The sequence below is a fragment of the Gordonia sp. DT218 genome, from assembly GCF_049847105.1.
Lineage (GTDB): Bacteria > Actinomycetota > Actinomycetes > Mycobacteriales > Mycobacteriaceae > Gordonia.
In genome coordinates, this window is sequence record NZ_JBNCNS010000002.1 from 877350 (window position 1) to 894209 (window position 16860).

General features: G+C 69.3%; 17 protein-coding genes. 10 read left to right on the forward strand and 7 right to left on the reverse strand.

Translation table 11 applies throughout. The annotated features are described in order from the left end of the window. Positions 1-82 precede the first annotated feature (82 nt). The 6 genes from ACPXCG_RS10935 to ACPXCG_RS10960 all read left to right on the forward strand — a co-directional run bounded on the left by ACPXCG_RS10935 (position 83) and on the right by ACPXCG_RS10960 (position 4461). A complete protein-coding gene (locus ACPXCG_RS10935) occupies positions 83-511 on the forward strand; it encodes a hypothetical protein (protein ID WP_425791878.1) in 429 nt (142 codons plus the stop codon). Then, positions 511-948 (forward strand): SRPBCC family protein, encoded by a 438-nt coding sequence (locus tag ACPXCG_RS10940; RefSeq protein ID WP_425791880.1) that lies wholly within the window; start codon positions 511-513, stop codon positions 946-948. Before ACPXCG_RS10935 ends, ACPXCG_RS10940 begins: the two co-directional genes overlap by 1 nt. A gap of 20 nt (positions 949-968) precedes the next feature. Continuing rightward, positions 969-2186: an ArsA-related P-loop ATPase gene (locus ACPXCG_RS10945; protein WP_425791881.1), complete on the forward strand. Its 1218-nt coding sequence runs from the start codon at positions 969-971 to the stop codon at positions 2184-2186. Positions 2187-2267: 81 nt separating this feature from the next. Further along, on the forward strand, positions 2268-2702 hold the full coding sequence (locus tag ACPXCG_RS10950) for a hypothetical protein (protein WP_425791883.1): 435 nt from the start codon (positions 2268-2270) through the stop codon (positions 2700-2702). Next, positions 2702-3685 (forward strand): ROK family protein, encoded by a 984-nt coding sequence (locus ACPXCG_RS10955; RefSeq protein WP_425791885.1) that lies wholly within the window; start codon positions 2702-2704, stop codon positions 3683-3685. The genes ACPXCG_RS10950 and ACPXCG_RS10955 overlap by 1 nt, the downstream gene beginning before the upstream one ends. A gap of 65 nt (positions 3686-3750) precedes the next feature. Beyond that, positions 3751-4461, forward strand: a complete 711-nt coding sequence (locus ACPXCG_RS10960) for a lysophospholipid acyltransferase family protein (protein WP_425791887.1) — start codon at positions 3751-3753, stop codon at positions 4459-4461. Positions 4462-4518: 57 nt separating this feature from the next. On the opposite strand, the gene ACPXCG_RS10965 is transcribed toward ACPXCG_RS10960, so the two are convergent. Next, a complete protein-coding gene (locus ACPXCG_RS10965) occupies positions 4519-5871 on the reverse strand; it encodes a glycosyltransferase 87 family protein (RefSeq protein ID WP_425792108.1) in 1353 nt (450 codons plus the stop codon). Between the two features lie 45 nt (positions 5872-5916). Between ACPXCG_RS10965 and ACPXCG_RS10970 the strand changes: the two genes are divergently transcribed. Both ACPXCG_RS10970 and ACPXCG_RS10975 read left to right on the forward strand, forming a co-directional pair. Next, complete coding sequence (locus tag ACPXCG_RS10970) at positions 5917-6399, forward strand: polyadenylate-specific 3'-exoribonuclease AS (protein ID WP_425791889.1); 483 nt, start codon at positions 5917-5919, stop codon at positions 6397-6399. 91 nt (positions 6400-6490) lie between these two features. After that, positions 6491-7885, forward strand: a complete 1395-nt coding sequence (locus ACPXCG_RS10975) for a class II 3-deoxy-7-phosphoheptulonate synthase (protein WP_425792109.1) — start codon at positions 6491-6493, stop codon at positions 7883-7885. Between the two features lie 27 nt (positions 7886-7912). Here ACPXCG_RS10975 and ACPXCG_RS10980 read toward each other — a convergent pair whose 3' ends face one another. Then, positions 7913-9103, reverse strand: coding sequence for a protein kinase domain-containing protein (locus tag ACPXCG_RS10980; protein WP_425791891.1), 1191 nt, complete (start codon positions 9101-9103; stop codon positions 7913-7915). Positions 9104-9247: 144 nt separating this feature from the next. On the opposite strand from ACPXCG_RS10980, the gene ACPXCG_RS10985 reads away from it, so the two are divergent. Then, complete coding sequence (locus ACPXCG_RS10985) at positions 9248-9613, forward strand: Rv2175c family DNA-binding protein (RefSeq protein WP_425791893.1); 366 nt, start codon at positions 9248-9250, stop codon at positions 9611-9613. Between the two features lie 21 nt (positions 9614-9634). Here the strand turns inward: ACPXCG_RS10985 and ACPXCG_RS10990 are convergent, their stop codons facing one another. From ACPXCG_RS10990 to ACPXCG_RS11005, 4 genes are read right to left on the reverse strand one after another with little or no spacing between them, the layout of a single operon-like run. Beyond that, positions 9635-10627 (reverse strand): phytoene/squalene synthase family protein, encoded by a 993-nt coding sequence (locus ACPXCG_RS10990; protein WP_425791895.1) that lies wholly within the window; start codon positions 10625-10627, stop codon positions 9635-9637. Continuing rightward, a complete protein-coding gene (locus tag ACPXCG_RS10995) occupies positions 10620-12176 on the reverse strand; it encodes an alpha-(1->6)-mannopyranosyltransferase A (RefSeq protein WP_425791897.1) in 1557 nt (518 codons plus the stop codon). The genes ACPXCG_RS10990 and ACPXCG_RS10995 overlap by 8 nt, the downstream gene beginning before the upstream one ends. After that, positions 12173-13756, reverse strand: a complete 1584-nt coding sequence (crtI, locus tag ACPXCG_RS11000; protein ID WP_425791899.1) for a phytoene desaturase family protein — start codon at positions 13754-13756, stop codon at positions 12173-12175. Before crtI ends, ACPXCG_RS10995 begins: the two co-directional genes overlap by 4 nt. Positions 13757-13763: 7 nt before the next feature. Then, positions 13764-14918, reverse strand: a complete 1155-nt coding sequence (locus ACPXCG_RS11005) for a polyprenyl synthetase family protein (RefSeq protein ID WP_425791901.1) — start codon at positions 14916-14918, stop codon at positions 13764-13766. 82 nt (positions 14919-15000) lie between these two features. On the opposite strand from ACPXCG_RS11005, the gene metF reads away from it, so the two are divergent. Next, the gene (metF, locus tag ACPXCG_RS11010) at positions 15001-15957 is read left to right on the forward strand and encodes a methylenetetrahydrofolate reductase [NAD(P)H] (protein ID WP_425791903.1); all 957 of its coding nucleotides are present in this window, start codon (positions 15001-15003) and stop codon (positions 15955-15957) included. Between the two features lie 19 nt (positions 15958-15976). Here the strand turns inward: metF and ACPXCG_RS11015 are convergent, their stop codons facing one another. Further along, positions 15977-16798, reverse strand: coding sequence for an LppM family (lipo)protein (locus ACPXCG_RS11015; protein ID WP_425791905.1), 822 nt, complete (start codon positions 16796-16798; stop codon positions 15977-15979). Between the last annotated feature and the right edge of the window lie 62 nt (positions 16799-16860).

The window sequence follows — 16860 nt, forward strand, 5'->3', positions numbered from 1 at the left end:
GGTATCGCTGTGGCCGACGTGACCGGGGGCACGTTCGCCGAGCCCGTCTGGCGAGGTCGCTGTCCCGGCGTCGGTCGAGTGTGTGAAGCTAGTGAACGTGACGAGCATTCAGGTGGCCGATGAGACCTTCATCGCCGCCGCACCGTCGTCGGTGACGGAGGTGGTCGGGGACCGGGCCAACTGGCGCCGGTGGTGGCCCGACCTCCGCCTGGCCGTGACCGAGGAGCGGGGGGCGCAGGGGGTGCGATGGCGTGTGGACGGCCCGCTGGCCGGCACCATGGAGATCTGGTGTGAACCGGTGATGGACGGATTCGTGCTGCACTATTTCCTCCACGCCGAGCCCACGGTCGGTCTCCCGGCGCAGGGGCGGGCCCGGAATGGCTACCTCGCGGATGCGAACCGTGATCGCCGTGCGGCCGGCAAGGTGATGTCGTTCGAGGTGAAGGATCGCCTCGAGTCCGGCCGTTCGGTGGGCGGCCCGGCAACCGGCGACGACCGGGTGGCGGTCTGATGGCCGAACACACCGAACGTTCCATCGTGGTCAACGCCGATCCCGACGACATCATGGCGGTGATCGCCGACTTCGAGCACTACCCGGAGTGGGTCTCGGCCGCGCGTGAGGTTCAGGTGACCGAGTACGGCGCGGGCGGTCGGCCCAGCGAGGTGCGGTTTGTGCTCGATGCCGGGGTGTTGCAGGACACCTACGTCCTCTCCTACGAGTGGGCGGCCGATGCGCGGGCGGTCTCGTGGCGACTGGTGAGTAGCGACCTGCAGCGCGATCAGCGCGGCCGATACGTTCTCGCGCAGCAGGTCCCGGGCTCCACGAAGGTCACCTACGAACTGATGGTCGACCTGTTGGTGCCGATGATCGGGCAGCTGAAGCGCCGGGCGGAGAAGGCGATCACCGAGGCGGCATTGAACGATCTGAAGAAGAGGGTCGAAGGCTGATCGATCTCACGCCCATCCATGTGGTGATCGGGCCGGGTGGTGCCGGCGTCTCGGTGACCGCGGCCTCGGGTGCCCTGAGCCGCTCGGGAACCCGCAGGCCCGGGGGCACCCGTGCCGTCACGGACCCCGACCGCGACACCCTGCTGGTCACCGTCGACCGGTGCTCGCCGACCGCCGACCTCCTGGGAGTGTTCCGGCAGCCCGACGAGCCGGTTGCGGTGTCGACCCGGTTGCACCTGCTCTCGCTCGACCGCCTGGCGCTGCTCGAATCCACCTGGTCGGAGTTCACTGCCGTGCTGTCGGAGACGATGGCCCGATCGAAGGTGGCGTTACCGGGTGTCGGTGCGGTGTCGGACATCGACGCCGCCGAGCTGTCGACCCTGCCGGGCGTCGAGGATTTCCTCGTGATGCGCCGAATCCGGGACGAGGCGGTCAGCGGCCACTGGCGCCGGATCGTGGTCGACGCGTCCGGACTCGGCGACCCGTTCGAGTTCCTGAGGGCGTCGTCGTTGCTGAGTCAGGCGTTGAATCGATTGTGGCCCAGGCATCGTCGACTCGCGGCTGCGGCCGAGCGTCCGGTGATGGCCCAGTTGACCGCGGCCGTCGACGCGATCGACCGCGACTGTGTCGACGTCACCGAACTCGTGACCGACCCGCACACCGTGGCGATGCACGTGGTCGTCGGGGCGGACGACCGCGGTGAGCGCGCACTTCCGCACCTGCTGGCCACCGTCGACGTGATGGGCCTGGCGCTGCGATCGGTGATGATCAACCGGGGTGCCGGAGCCGGCCGCGACGGCGCGGATCGCGACGCCCTCGTGAACCGGCTACGCGCCGTCGTCCGGGGCGGCGAGGCAGACGTCGAGGTCGCCGAGTTGCCGTGTCTGGACCTACCGATCGACCGGGCCGCCCGGCTGCGCAAACTCGGAGTCGGCCTCCCGGTGCCCAACGGTCGGCCCTCCGGGTCGGGCACGGCACAGGTCACCGAGGCCGCCGAAACCGGGGCCGGTACCTCTCGCGTGTACGAACTGACCTGGCGTCAGCGACTTCCCGATCCCGAGGGCCTGCGGCTCGGGCGATCCGGCGACGACCTGCTGGTGACCGTCGGCGGTTTCCGGCATCCCGTGCGCCTACCCTCGGTGCTGCGGCGATGCGTCGTCGTCGATGCGGCGTGGGACGGCGCCGACCTGACGGTCCGGTTCATGCCGGACCCGGCACTGTGGCCGCAGGGCCGCTGACATCGGCGCAATCCGCCGCACGGCCACGTGGCGGTGGTGTCGCGTACACTACTGCCGGACCCGGACAGGAGAGCTGCCCACATGACCTCGGACGACACGACCGGACCCGACGACGACAACGTCGCAGGCCACGCCCGTGGCGCCACGGGTGACCCGGTACGGGACTTTCTCCTCGGCGTGGCGGCCCAGATCGATCAGCTCGCCGCCCTGTTCGGCGGCCCCGGACAGGGTGCCGCCGGACAGCACGCGTCGGCGACCGCGGGAGTGTCGACAGATGCCGGTACATTCGCCGATCTCACCGGCGACATCACCACGCTGCTCACCGAGCTCGGAGATCTGGTGGCCCGCCTGATCGCGGCCCTGATCGCGGTGCTCGAGGCAATGGCCAACGCTCTGCGATCGACCCCGTCGACCACCGGTGACGTGGCCCAGCACTATCAGCCGATCGCGGTCCGCATCGACGTCGTCGACCGGTCGGAGAACGTGCGCCGGCCTGATCCGGAGAGCGAGATCTGATGGGGGACTTGACCATCGGCATCGACATCGGTGGCACGAGCGTGCGCGCGTCGGTGGTAGACGACCACGGCGCGATGCTGGACACCCTGCGGGCGGCGACGCCGCCGACGACCAGCGCGCTCGAACACTGCCTCGACCGGCTGGTCGGTGAACTCACCTCCCGGTGGGCCGCGAAGGCGGTCGGACTGGCCATCGCGGGATTCCTGACCCCGGACCGTCGGGTGGTGCGTTTCGCGCCGCATCTCCCATGGCGGGAGGCCGCGGTTGCCGAGGACATGACCGCCCGGATCGGTGTACCCGTGTTCGCCGAACACGACGCGAATGCCGCGGCGGTGGCGGAATGGCGTTTCGGGGCCGCTGCCCGTGGCAAGAATTCGTTGGTCCTCGCCATCGGGACCGGGATCGGCGCCGGCTTGCTGCTCGACGGCGAGATCTATCGTGGCAGCTTCGGGGTGGCGCCGGAGCTCGGGCACCTGACGGTGGTCCCGAACGGCCGGGTGTGCTCCTGCGGGAAGCTCGGATGCTGGGAAAGATATTGCAGCGGTACCGCTTTGGTGGACACCGTGCTCGAGTTGCTCGCCGACGGCGACTGGGGACGCAGTCAACTGGCGGCGGACGTGGCCGCCGACCCCGGCTCACTGACCGGCCGTCGGGTGGCCGGTGCCGCCGCGGACGGGGATGCCGTCGCGCTGGCGGCGTTCGCCCAATTCGGCGCATCGTTGGGACAGGGTCTGGCGATGATCGCGGACATCTTCGACCCGGATCTCATCGTGCTCGCAGGCGGGGTCGGCGCGGCCTCCGGGCTGTTCCTCGACGAGGCGCGCGAGCACTACGCACGGCTCGTGACGGGTGCCGGTCATCGCCAGCTCGCCCGCATCCGCGGCACCCAGCTCGGTGAGAGTGCCGGTGTGGTGGGCGCGGCAGAAGTTGCGCGACAAGCCATCAGAGTGCAGGCCGGGGAGACGGTACGCGGCCGAACCTGAGGATGTGTATCGTTTCTGCGAGTAAGGTCTGAGGCGGTGACGATGGGCGAGGTTCGGAGTCTTCGATGTGGTACTACACGTTCAAATATGTATTGCTGGGACCGTTTCTCCGCCTCCTCGGCCGACCGACGGTCGAAGGGCTGGAGAACATCCCGGCCCGTGGACCGGCGATCCTGGCGAGCAATCACCTGGCCGTGATGGACAGTTTCTACCTGCCCCTGATGGTGCGGCGCCGGATCTATTTCCTGGCCAAGAACGAGTACTTCACCGGCACCGGACCCAAGGGTGCGTTCCAGCGGTGGTTCTTCTCGGCGTTGGGTCAGATCCCGATCGATCGTTCTGGTGCGGAGGCGGCCGCGGGTGCGTTGACCGCCGCGCGCCGGCAGCTCGAGACCGGTGAGCTGATGGGGATGTACCCGGAGGGCACCCGGTCCCCGGACGGTCGGCTGTACAAGGGCAAGACGGGTCTCGCACGGGTCGCGCTCGACACCGGTGTACCGGTGATCCCTGTCGCGATGATCAACACCGAGAAGCTGAACCCGCCCGGCTCGCTCATCCCGCGCCCGGCGCGCATCGTCGTCAAGATCGGTAAGCCGCTGAACTTCGCGCGTTACGAGGGAATGCAGGGCAACCGGTTCATCGAGCGCGCGATCACCGACGAGATCATGTACGAGCTGATGCAGCTGACCGGTCAGCAGTACGTCGACGTCTATGCGGCCTCCCTCAAGGACAGCAAGCCGAAACCGGCGGAGCCCGTGTCGGCGTCGGCCGCCTGACCCACCCACGACTACACCGTCGTCGCATCCGCGCCGGTGGCCCGGCACCCCGCCGGTTCAGCGAACGTGTGCGTCGGCGAGTTGGGGATGCGCGCGCGTGGTGCCCTCGCCGGTGATCTGCGGCGGGAGCAGCCACACGACGATCAGGACGGCCAGCCCCCAGAGCGTGTAGGAATTCCCGATCAGGTGGTCGATGATCGACCACTGGCGGACCGCGGGCGACAAGAACTGGAACGGGCCGAGCGCGAAGATCACCACTCCGGTCACGGCCACCGAGCCGTAGCCGACCCGCACGCGTCGATCGGTGTCGCGCGCGGCCACCACGGTGGCGGTCAGGATGGTCGGGATCGCCCACACCCAGTGGTGGGCCCAGGAGGTCGGCGACACGAGTAGGCCCCAGAGCGCGACCACCGAGACCGTCAGGACGGCCGCGACCCGTGCCGAGGGGTCGCCGCCGTCGGGACGCCGGAATGCCCCGAAGGCCGCGATCGGCCGGCATGATCGTGCGGCGACGAGCGCGAGGACGGTCACCACGAGCGAACTGGCGACCCACATCAACTGCTCGGCCGACTCCGATTGTGGGATGAGGCGAATCCACATCGCGTTGAGGTTCTGGTTGATCCGGCCTGCGGGGTCGCCGATGCGGGCGGTGTGGAAGAGCGTGTGCGTCCAGTAGCCGTGTGAGTCCGCGGGCAGCCAGATCCATGCGAGCGCGCCGGCGCCGACGAAGGTGCCGACCGTGACGAGCGCCGCGCGCCATTGCCGCGTCAGCAGGTAGACGGCGACGAAGACCAGCGGGGTCAACTTGATCGCGGATGCCAGACCGGTCAGGATTCCGCGGAACGGTCCGGTGGCGGCGGCACGGCCCCGACCGACGACAAAGATGTCGACGATGATCATCGCCATCAGGATGATGTTGATCTGACCGAAGCCGAGGGTCATCCACAACGGGTTGAGCCAGACGACTCCGGCAGCGAGCAACAGCGCGGTCCACCATCGGTTCTCCGGGTTGCCCACCGAGAGCATCCTCAGCACGATCTGCAGGATCACCACCGTCAGGGCGACCGTGATCACCGAGATCAGCAGCCCGGCCAGACCGAGCTTGATCGCGCCGAGGGGCATGAAGCCGAGTGCGGCGAACGGAGGATAGGTGAACGGCAACCAGATTCCGTCGCTTGTGAAGGGCATGGACCCGTCTGCGTACAGGCTTTGGCCGTGTTGCCAGATCTGCCCACCCAGACGGTAGACGTCCAGGTCGATGCGCGTGCGGGTCCCGAAACTCGACGTGAAGGGGATACCGACGATCTGCAGGGTGACCGACGCCAGAAACACCACGGCGATCGCGGTGCGTGCACCGTTCGACGGCGCCCATCGATGCAGCCTGGTGTCGGCCGCGGACAGATAAGTCATGGTCTCGGCGGTTCTCTGCTCCACGTGGTGTGAATACTGGGGGGTATGCGGTTCTTCTACGACTCGGAGTTTATCGAGGACGGCACCACGATCGAGCTCATCTCGATCGGTGTCGTCGCCGAGGACGGACGTGAATTCTACGCGGTGTCCACCGAGTTCGACCCGGGCCGGGCCGGTGACTGGGTTCGGACCAACGTATTGCCCAAGCTACCGTCCCCGGCGTCACCCTCTTGGCGCAGCCGTCGGCAGATCCGCGACGAGCTGTTCGCGTTCCTGACGGCCGAGGGTGACGACGTCGAATTGTGGGCGTGGGTCGGCGCCTACGACCATGTGGTGCTGTGCCAGCTGTGGGGCCCGATGACCGCGCTCCCGCGCGAGATGCCGCGCTTCACCCGGGAGCTGCGACAGCACTGGGAGGCCGCGGGCAAACCAGCGCTCCCGCCGTCGCCGCGAGACGCCCACGATGCGCTCACCGATGCCCGACACAACTGGCGTCGTTGGCAGGTCATCGAGAAGTCGCGACCCTGATCGGAGGCGCATCTGCCGGTCCGGAGCCTCGTCGCGCGCCGGGCTCCCCGCCCACCTGGTACGCGACCGGCTCAACTACCCTGTAACCGTGGTGACGAACTGGACCGTAGACGTTCCGATCGCAGAACTCCCGGAGCTGCCGCCGCTGCCCGGCGACCTGCAGAACCGGTTCGACGATGCGATGGCGCGTCCGGCGCTGCAGCAGCCGAGCTGGCCCGCCGAAGAGGCGCGCAAGATGCGCACCGTCCTCGAGAGCGTGCCGCCGATCTGCATGCCCGCCGAGGTCCGGGATCTCCGTGCGCAGCTCGCCGACGTCGCCGAGGGGCGCGCCTTCCTGCTCCAGGGTGGCGACTGCGCGGAGACCTTCGTCGACAACACCGAGCCGCACATCAAGGGCAACATCCGCACGCTGCTGCAGATGGCGGTGGTACTCACCTATGGCGCCAGCATGCCGGTGGTCAAGGTGGCCCGGATCGCCGGCCAGTATGCCAAGCCGCGGTCGTCGGACACCGATGCGCTCGGCCTGCCGTCGTATCGCGGCGACATGGTCAACGGGTTCCCGGCCGACGAGACCACGCGCAGGCATGACCCGTCGCGGCTGGTCCGCGCGTACGCCAACGCCGCCGCTGCGATGAATCTCGTTCGCGCGCTGACGGGTTCGGAGGCGGACCTGCGACGTGTGCACCTCTGGAACCGGGAGTTCGTGCGGACCTCGCCTGCGGGGGCTCGCTACGAGGCGCTCGCCTCCGAGATCGACCGCGGCCTGCGGTTCATGGACGCCTGCGGCGTGACCGACACCAATCTGGAATCGGCGTCCATCTTCGCCTCCCACGAGGCACTCGTCATCGACTACGAGCGCGCGATGCTGCGTCTGGCCGACGATCCAACCGGCACCGACGACAAGGTGCTCTATGACCTCTCCGCGCATTTCCTCTGGATCGGCGAGCGGACCCGGCAGCTCGACGGCGCACACATCGCCTTCGCCGAACTGATCGACAACCCGATCGGCGTCAAGATCGGTCCGACCACGACGCCCGCGCAGGCCGTCGAATACGTCGAACGACTCGACCCGCACAACCGCCCGGGACGGCTCACCCTGGTGGCCCGGATGGGGAACAACAAGGTGCGGGAGGTCCTGCCCGCCATCGTGTCCGCGGTCGAGGCGACCGGGCACAAGGTCGTCTGGCAGTCCGACCCGATGCACGGCAACACCCACGAGGCCTCGACCGGCTACAAGACGCGGCACTTCGATCGCATCGTCGATGAGGTGCAGGGCTTCTTCGAGGTGCACCACGCGTTGGGTACCCATCCCGGTGGTGTGCACATCGAGCTCACCGGCGAAGACGTCACCGAATGTCTCGGTGGCGCACAGGACATCTCCGATCTCGACCTCGCCGGACGATACGAGACGGCCTGCGATCCCCGCCTGAACACCCAGCAGTCGTTGGAGCTCGCGTTCCTCGTCGCGGAGATGCTGCGCGGCTGACGGTCGCCGCGGGATCGATCGGCGTGCTCAGCTGAGATAGGTCTGTCCCACCCACCAGCCGACGGCGCCGATCGCGACGGCGAGCAGCAGCACGAGGGTGGTCCAGATGAGCGCCCGCACCGGTCCGTTGTCGTCCGGTTCCGGCCGCTCGTCGAATCTGGACTCCAGGCGCGTCATCCTCGCCGCCGTGGGGTCGCGCACGGGTCGCGGCGGCGGCGCGGCGACCGGAGGTGAGGTCGTGGGCCCCGACTGCACCCTGGTGGGGTTGGGGACCGGGGCAGCCGGGGCCTGCGGTTGGGCGCGATCGGCCCGGAACCGTGCCATGGTGTCGCGTTCGGCCGACCGGCGCGGGGCGGGGACCGTGAAGGACGGCAGGTCCAGTTCGTCGGCGGCGGCCAGCAGTGCCCGACGCATGTCGTACCCGTCCGCATAGCGCTCGGCGGGATCGCGCTCGGTTGCGCGCAGCACGATCTCGTCGAACTCCTCCGGTACACCGTCCACCACGTCGCCCGGTGCGGGCACGTCATAGCTGAGCCGCTGGTAGGCCAGTGCAAGCGGCGTGTCACCACGGAAAGGCGTTCGGCCGGTGAGCAATTCGAACATCATGACGCCCATCGAGTAGACGTCGCTACGGGCGTCGGCGTCACCGGCCTCGACCTGCTCGGGGGACAGGTAGGCCGCCGTGCCCAGGATGACACTGGCGGAGGTGACGCCCGCCTCGGCGACTGCGCGGACCAGCCCGAAATCGGCGACCTTCACCTCGCCGGCGTCAGAGATGAGCACGTTCTCCGGCTTGACGTCGCGGTGGACGAGTCCGGCGGCATGGGCGGTACCGAGCCCACCGAGTACCGGGTCGGCCACCGCGCTGACCGCGTGGGGCGGCATCGGACCGCGTTCGCGCAGCAGTTCCCGAAGACTGCCACCTTCGACGAGTTCCATCACGAGGAAGGCGATCCCGTCGTCGATGCCCTGGTCGTACACGGCCACGAGCCCGGGGTGTTTCAATCCGGCGACGGCCCGCGCCTCGAACTCGAACCGACGCAGGAACTGTGGATCACCGCTGTAGCGGGAATCCATCACCTTGATCGCCACCGACCGACCCAGACGCAGGTCCACCCCGAGGTAGACCGCCGACATCCCGCCGCGCGCGATCGGCGCGTCGATCCGGTAGCGGTCCTCGAGGGACGCGCCCAGGAGTGAGTCGGCGGGAGGTTTCACGTGGCCGAATCTACCGGTCGACGTCGCGCGGGCGGTGTATCGACTCGGACCCGGATCAGCGCAGGCCCGGTGCCCGGTGTCTCCCGCCACGAATCGGGGGCGGCATCGTTGGGCGACGAATCCCCAGCCGGTAGGCTCGGCGACGTGGGTTCACTACCGCTGTCCGAAGACAGTCTCACGTCCGATCTCGACACGCTGACGATCGGCGACGCGGCCCGCCGGCTGGGAGTGTCGGCCAGCCGTGTGCGCACCCTGATCCAGGACCATCAACTGCTCGCGGTGTCACGCGAGGGACAGCCGGCGATTCCGGCGGTGTTCTTCGACGACCTCGGGATCGTCAAGCATTTCACCGGACTCGTGGAGGTCCTCTTCGACGGCGGCTACACCCGCGACGAGGTGATGGAGTGGCTGTTCGCCGTCCAGGACGATCTCGGTATGTGCCCGGCCGATGCGCTGCACACGGATTCGGCTCGCGAGGTCATTCGTCGGGCTCAGGCCCAGGCGTTCTGACGGTCGGTCTGCCCGGCCGTCTCACCAGGGGCGGCCACCGGAGATCGCGTGTGCGGCCAGTACGGCCCGTCGTCGGCCGCCGACCACCACGCGATGATCCATGACGTTGTGGTCGGCCTGTTCGATCTCGCGGAGGATGCCGTGGTACATGGCCGCCGCGGCTGCAATCGATCGGCGAGATCTGTTGGGCAGCGCCGTGATCGACGGGCAGGCTCGTCGGTACTGGTCCCGGTTGACCGCGATCATGTGGGCGAGCGCCCGTCGGAGATGCGGGCTGGTGACCCGTTCCGCACGACACCGACGGAGGTGGTCCTCGTCCACCCCGAACGCCGTGAGTTCGTCGGTGGGCAGGTAGATCCGGTCGCGGTCGAGATCCTCGGCGATGTCCCGCAAGAAGTTCGTCAACTGGAACGCCTCGCCCAGCGTCGCGGCGCCGTCGGCGACGTCGTCACCTGCTGCTCGCACCCCGAGCAGCGGGATCATCTGCAGACCGATGACGGCCGCGGATCCGTAGGTGTACTCGGCGAGTTCGGCCCAGGTCCGATAGCGGTCCCGGAATTCGGCGGTGCCCGGCACGTCCATCCGCATCGACCGCAGGAACGCGTCGAAGGTGGCAGTGGGGATGTCGAACTGCACGACGGTGTCGCGCACCGCGGCCAGGATCGGCTCGATCTGGGGGTCACCCGGCTCGTGGCGGCCGGGTCGATGGTCGAGCCCCGCACCCGGTGTCCCGTCGGGCTCGGGATGCAGCACACTGTGCAGCGCCTCCTCGATCCGGTCGATCTGGGCGGTCTTGTCGGGCGGCATAGGCGCGGCGGGCGGATCGTCGACGACGTCGTCGACGATCCGGGCGAATCCGTAGAGCGCCCATACCCCGCGACGTTGCCGCGGGGGGAGGAGGCACGACGCGGCAAAGTACGTCCGGCCGTGTTCGGCGGTCAGCGCCCGTGCCCGCCGGTAGCCGAGCCGGACGATATCCGTCTCGTCGGTATCGCAAAGCATGCTCTCACGCACCGGGAGTCGTCGGTCGGTCGGACTCGTCCGCGACGTCGGGGCCGCCTCGGAACCATTCGACAGCCCGCCGCAGGCGCAGCGGATCCTGCCGGGTCAGCGAGATGGCCGCGAGGAGGGACAGCGCCGTCGCCAGGAGCACCTCCGGGAGTTTGTAGAACAGGATCGAGTCGTCGGGCTGGAACACGATCAGCATGAAGGTGGACACGCCGACGACGATCGCCCGCACCCCGCGGGGCAGGGTGAATGCCACCGCGAGACACAGGACCCAGGTGTAATACCAGGGGAGCGTGGAGGGTTCGAGGAGCAGGACCGCGAGCATCGCCCACACCATGCCTGCCATGGCGCTGCGTTCGTCGCGACGGTGCGACCACCACAGACCCACCAGGATGATTGCGAGTACCACCATCCCCACCGCACGTGTGACCCCGAGGACCGGTTGCAGATTCAACGCCGTGAACGGGGCGGCGACCAGCGTGACGATGTGCCCCGCGAGGGTGGGCAGGGTGAACCAGTTGATGATGCGATCGGCCCAGCCGAGACCGGTCAGCCAGCCCAGTCCGAGCCCGAGTGCGGCGGTGGAGACCGCGAACACCGCGACGGTGACGGCGACCACCGAGGCGAACACGCGGGCCACGTCGACCGGCTCGACACTGCGCCGGTCGCGGATGTGTGACAACCAGATCCACACCACGAACGGGATCGCGATGCCGGCGGTGACCTTGATGGACACCGCCAGCCCGAGCACGACCAGACCGGGGACGTGTCGCCCGGTCACCACCAGGGCGACACCGGCGACGAGGACGCCCATCATCAGCAACTCGACGTGGCTGCCTGCCACCAGGTGGATGAGGACCATCGGGTTGGCGAGTGCCAGCCACAGACCGGTCTGCGGTGATGCGCCGAAATGATCGGCCAGCCGCGGAATGGCCCAGAGCGCCAACAGGAGCCCGGGCAACAGGATCAGGCGGATCGCGTAGACGCCGAGAATGACGTGGTCGCCGGTGATCTCGGTGACCAGCCGGGTGAGCCCGACGAAGAGCGGACCGTAGGGCGCGGTGGTGGTCGCCCACACCTGCGCCATGCTGTCGAGGAGCGGTCCGGGAAGGTGGGCGGGTCCGTCCGCATAGGGATCGAATCCCGCCTGGAACAACGCCCCCTGACCGAGGTAGGCGTAGACATCGCGGCTGTAGACGGGAACGGCCACTGCGAGCGGGGCGGCCCAGCCCACGATGCCCCAGCGGAAGGTGCGCACCGACAGCGCCGATCGGTCGGAGGCGAGCCGCCGTCCGAGCCGTACCCATGCGATCACCATGGTGGCGACGCCGAGCCAGAAAATGCTGCCGAACAACGTCTTGCCGTGTCCGTACGCGATCGCCGAGAGACCGAGATCCTGGGCGACGGTGCTGTTCCGCGCGATGTCACCGACGCCGAAGCTGCCGATGCACACGAGCACGGAACCGACGAAGCCCACCACCAGGTCCGCGAATCCTGCTTCGCGGACCGCGCGGCTCCGACGGGATCGCGGGGTGTCGTCGCGGGTCGCGGTCACGGCCTGATCCTACGGCGCGACGACGTACCGAGAGCCGAGACGACGCGCTCGGCGGCGAGCCTGCCGGACACCAGGACCGGCGGGATGCCCACCCCCGGCACTGTCGCCGCACCCGCCAGGATCAGATTGGTGCTGCCCGGCCACCGGTTCGGGGTCCGCAACGGCCCGGTCTGCCGAACGGTGTGGGCGGCGCCGAACGGCGTCCCGGCCGGCAGTCCCGCGGCCGCCCAGGTGGCCGGGTCGTCGACGCGCAGTACCCGCAGCGCCGTGTCGATGCCCCGGTAGCCGCGGCGTGCGAGTGTCTGCAGGCACTCGTCGACGTAGGCGTCGGCGAGGACGTCCCATGGCAGGTCGGCGGTGGTCAGGTTGGGGCAGGGGGCCAGCACCGAGACGGGCTCCATCGGACCGGTCTGGCTCGGGTCCGACACCGCGGGACGTGTCACCAGGAATGAGGGGTCGCGCATGAGACGCCCCGGCGCGCGGGTCAGGTCGACGAAGGTCTCCTGCCACGCGGCCCCGAAGTCGAGGGTGTGGTGGTGACCCGGCCAGTTCGCGGTCACCGAACGCGGGGCGAGACCATGGATCACGACGGCACTCGGCGAGTGACGGATACGGCGCCATCGGGGTCCGCGCGGCATCGGGGCGCCGAGGAGCCGAGCGACCTCGCCGATCGGGACGGCAGCCACCACCGCGTCGGCGGGCAGGGTGTTGCCGGAGTCCAGGCGGACACCCGTGACCCGTGCGCCGTCGCGACACAGGGCCGTCGCACGGGTGGACAGTTCGACGGTTCCCCCGGCCTCGCGCAGCGCATCGGCCAGGACTGCGCCGACGCGACCCATCCCGCCGGTCGGGTAGTAGACGCCCAGTCCGATGTCCATGTGTGCGATCACGCCGTAGATCGCCGCCGCATGCTGTGGCGGCACCCCGGCGTAGAGGGCCTGAAAGGTGAACACGCGCTGCAGGCGTTCGTCGGTGACGTGCCGCGCGACGGCCGGGGTGAGCCGCCGGGTCGCACCCATCGCCACCAGATCTGCGGCGCGGGAGAGGATTCGGCGGTCACGCAGGTCGGAGAGTGAACTGAGGTTGTGATCGATGAAGGTGTCGAACTCGACGTCGTGGAGCCGGGCGAGCCAGCTCGTGAGTGCACGCACCCCGGCACCCGCGTCCGGGCCGAACGTCGAGGTCGCGGCGGCGGCCAACCTGTCGGCGCCGCGCGGGACGTCGAGGTGTGTGCCGTCGGCGAATCGAGCGGCGTAGGACGGGTCGACGTCGATCAGGGCGAGTCGGCGGCGGGACTCGGCGGCCGGGATGCCGACCGCGCCGAGCGCGTCGTCGATCAGCGATGGCATCGTGAGAACTGTTGCGCCCGTGTCAAATCCGACGGTTTCGGTAGTCAGGTCCAGGTCTGCGGCGTCGATCGCGAGCGGTTCGGTGCGGACCAGTCCGCCTGCGGTGGGCGCGGCATCGACGACGGTGACCCGGTGCCCCAGTCCGGTGAGGCGCAAAGCCGCCGAGAGGCCCGACAACCCGGCACCGATGATCACCACCCGGGCGCCGTGCCGTGCCGTCGTCGTGGTCACGTCGTGGTCACGCTGTGCGGTGGGCGATGCGATGGGCGAAGGAGCCCAGCTCGGTGCGGACCGGTTCGGACATGTCGGCCGCCTCCAGGGTGGCCAGGGCGCTGGTGAGCAGACCGGAGATCTGCGACTCGATCTCGTCGACCGCGCCCACGTCGGTGAGGATCGACCGGGCTGCACGCACCTCGTCGGCGGTCAGCGGTCGGCCGATGGCGGCGCGGAGCCGTGCGGCGAAGGCCGGATCGCGCTCGGCTGCCCGTGCCAGTCCGACGGCGAGCAGCGCGGTGCGCTTCCCGGCGACCAGATCGTCGCCGGATGGTTTGCCCGTGCGGTCGGGGTCGCCGAAGACTCCCAGGAGATCGTCGCGCAACTGGAAGGCGACACCGAGATCGTGGCCGATCGAACGGAGATCACCGATGAGCGATGCGGGCGCCGACGCGAGGGTGGCGCCGAGTTCGAGCGGCCGGGCGACCGTGTAGGCAGCGGTCTTGAACCGCATGACGCGGTAGGCGGCGCCGACGGATTCGTCGCCGGCCGCCTCGTTGACGATGTCGAGGTATTGGCCGCCGAGAACCTCCGTCCGCATCGACGACCACACCCGACCGACCGACGCGGGCAGTGGACGTGGCGCGGATTCTCCCGACGCGGTCGCATCGCCCGGGTGATGACCGTGCACCATGTCGTCGGCCCAGGCGAGGGCGAGGTCGCCGAGCAGGATCGCGGCGGCCATCCCGTGGTGGGCGGCATCGCCGGCCCAGCCGTCGTCGAGGTGGCGGCGTTGGAACACCCGGTGCACGGTGGCACGGCCGCGTCGGGTGTCGGATCGGTCGATGATGTCGTCGTGGATCAGTGCGCACGCCTGGACGAGCTCGAGCGAGGCGGCGACGCGGAGCGCATCGTCCGCGGCGGGGACGTCCGGCCCGGCAGCCGGCAGGTCGCGTCCGGACGAGGTGAGGCCGGCGAGCCATCCGGCATATGCGAAGACGGGGCGCACCCGTTTCCCGCCCTGCAGGACGAAGTCCCGCACCACCTCGCCGGCCGCACCCACCTGCGGATCGACCTCGGCAGCGACCGGGAGCGCGCGCTCGAAGAAGACCTCGAGTGCCCGCTCGACCGCGGCGGGCACGGCGTCGAGTGTGGTCGGGATCGGCAGGGCGGACGTCACCCTGCCAGGCTAGTGCCGCCGCCGTCGCCGCCGTGGAGCCCGGTCCCGGCAGGGCGCGACCCGTGATCCGTACTATGTGTGGGTGACCTCATCTCCCACCCGGGCTCCCTCGATCGTGGACCGGCTGTCGGCAACTCACCTCGGCCCCGTCCCGTTCTCGGTGGAGTTCTTCCCGCCCAAGGACGCCGAGGCCGAGGCGAGGCTGTGGCGCGCGGTCCGCACGTTCGAGCGACTGGGTCCGGCCTTCGTGTCGATGACCTACGGCGCCGGCGGCTCCACACGCGACCGGACGGTTCGTATCACCGGCGAGCTCGCCGCCCAGACCACACTCCTACCGGTGGCCCATCTGACCGCGGTCAACCACAGCATCGACGAGCTGCGGGCGCTCGTCGGCGCCTATGCCGACCAGGGCATCACCAACATCCTCGCGCTCCGCGGCGACCCTCCGGGCAATCCGCTCGGCGACTGGGTCCGGCATCCGGACGGGGTCGCCTACGCCGAGGAACTGGTTCGGCTGATCGACCAGCTCGGCGACTTCCACGTCGGTGTCGCGTCGTTCCCCGAAGGGCATCACCGGGCGCCGACGCTCGAGCACGACACCCGCACTCTGGTGAACAAGCTGCGCGCCGGTGCCGAATACTCCATCACGCAGATGTTCTTCGACGCCGACGACTTCCTGCGGCTGCGGGACCGGGTGGTCCGCGCGGATCCGGAGCAGGGTGCCAAGCCACTCATTCCCGGGATCATGCCGATCACGTCGCTGGCGAGTGCGCGGCGGATGGCCGAGCTGTCGGGGTCGGTGATCCCGGCCGATGTGCAGGAGCGGTTCGCGGCCGCGGCCGGTGACGGCGCGGAGGAGGACCGTGCGGCGGTGCGTGCGGTCGGGATCGACTTCGCGACCGAGATGGCACAACGCCTCGTTGCCGAGGGCGTGCCGTGCATACACTTCTGCAGCCTGAACTTCGCCAAGGCGACCAGCGAGGTCCTCGAGCGCCTCGGGGTCGACACGTCGTCGGCGCTGGGCGCGACCGTCGGCTGACGTCCCGACGCTTGGCCGATCACCGACTGCCGGAACCCGTCGTCGTCTGTTGTGTCGTCGTCGTCTGCTCGGTCGCCTCGGGTTTCGTCGACGATTTCGTGTTCGTCGGTCCCAGTCGCCGTGGACGGCCCGGTCGGGGACTGCGGTCTCGCTTGAGATAGGCCAGCCAGCCCACGATCGCGACGGTCGCCAGGCAGATCAGCGCGAAGAACCACGACCAACTGCTGACGGCGGCCGTCGCCGGATCCGGATAGGTGGCGTCGGCGCTGAAGTCCGACGGCTTACGCGGCTCGGGCGTCCACGTGACGGTGGTGTCGCTGATCTGATCGCCGTTGGTGGCGCTCACCGGTCCACCGAACGTCACCGTGAGCTCGACGAAGTCGCGGTTCGGGGTCAGATCGGTGAGGTCGGCGGAGCCGCGGAAACGTACGACGTCGCCACTGCGTTTCGCCGACAGATCCATGCTCATCGCGGACTCGCCGAAAGAGGCCGCCACGATGTCGCCGAGCTGGCTGAACTGACCGGCGGTGAGATCGTGGAAGACCGCACGGGTGCCGACGCGGGGGATGACCTTGTCGGCGGTGGCGCCGGGAGCCGCGCTCGCGCCGGGGCTCGCGGGAGACTGCGTCGGGGAACTTCCGGGCGCAGCGGTCGTCTCGGACTCGGGTCGAGTGGAGTAGTCGCTGAGGGTGACGCTCGACGTCATCGACTCCGGGACGTCGAGCTTGGGTGCGCCACGCGGATTGTCCGGGGAGGTCGCCACCACGATGGTGCCGGAGTAGCGGTCACCAACGGTGGTCGAGCGTTCCAGGCAGCCCGTGAGCATGGGCGCGGCAGCCATCAGGGACACCAGTAACAGGACCGCGGACCTACGAGATGACGAGCGCACGTTGCTCATCGTGC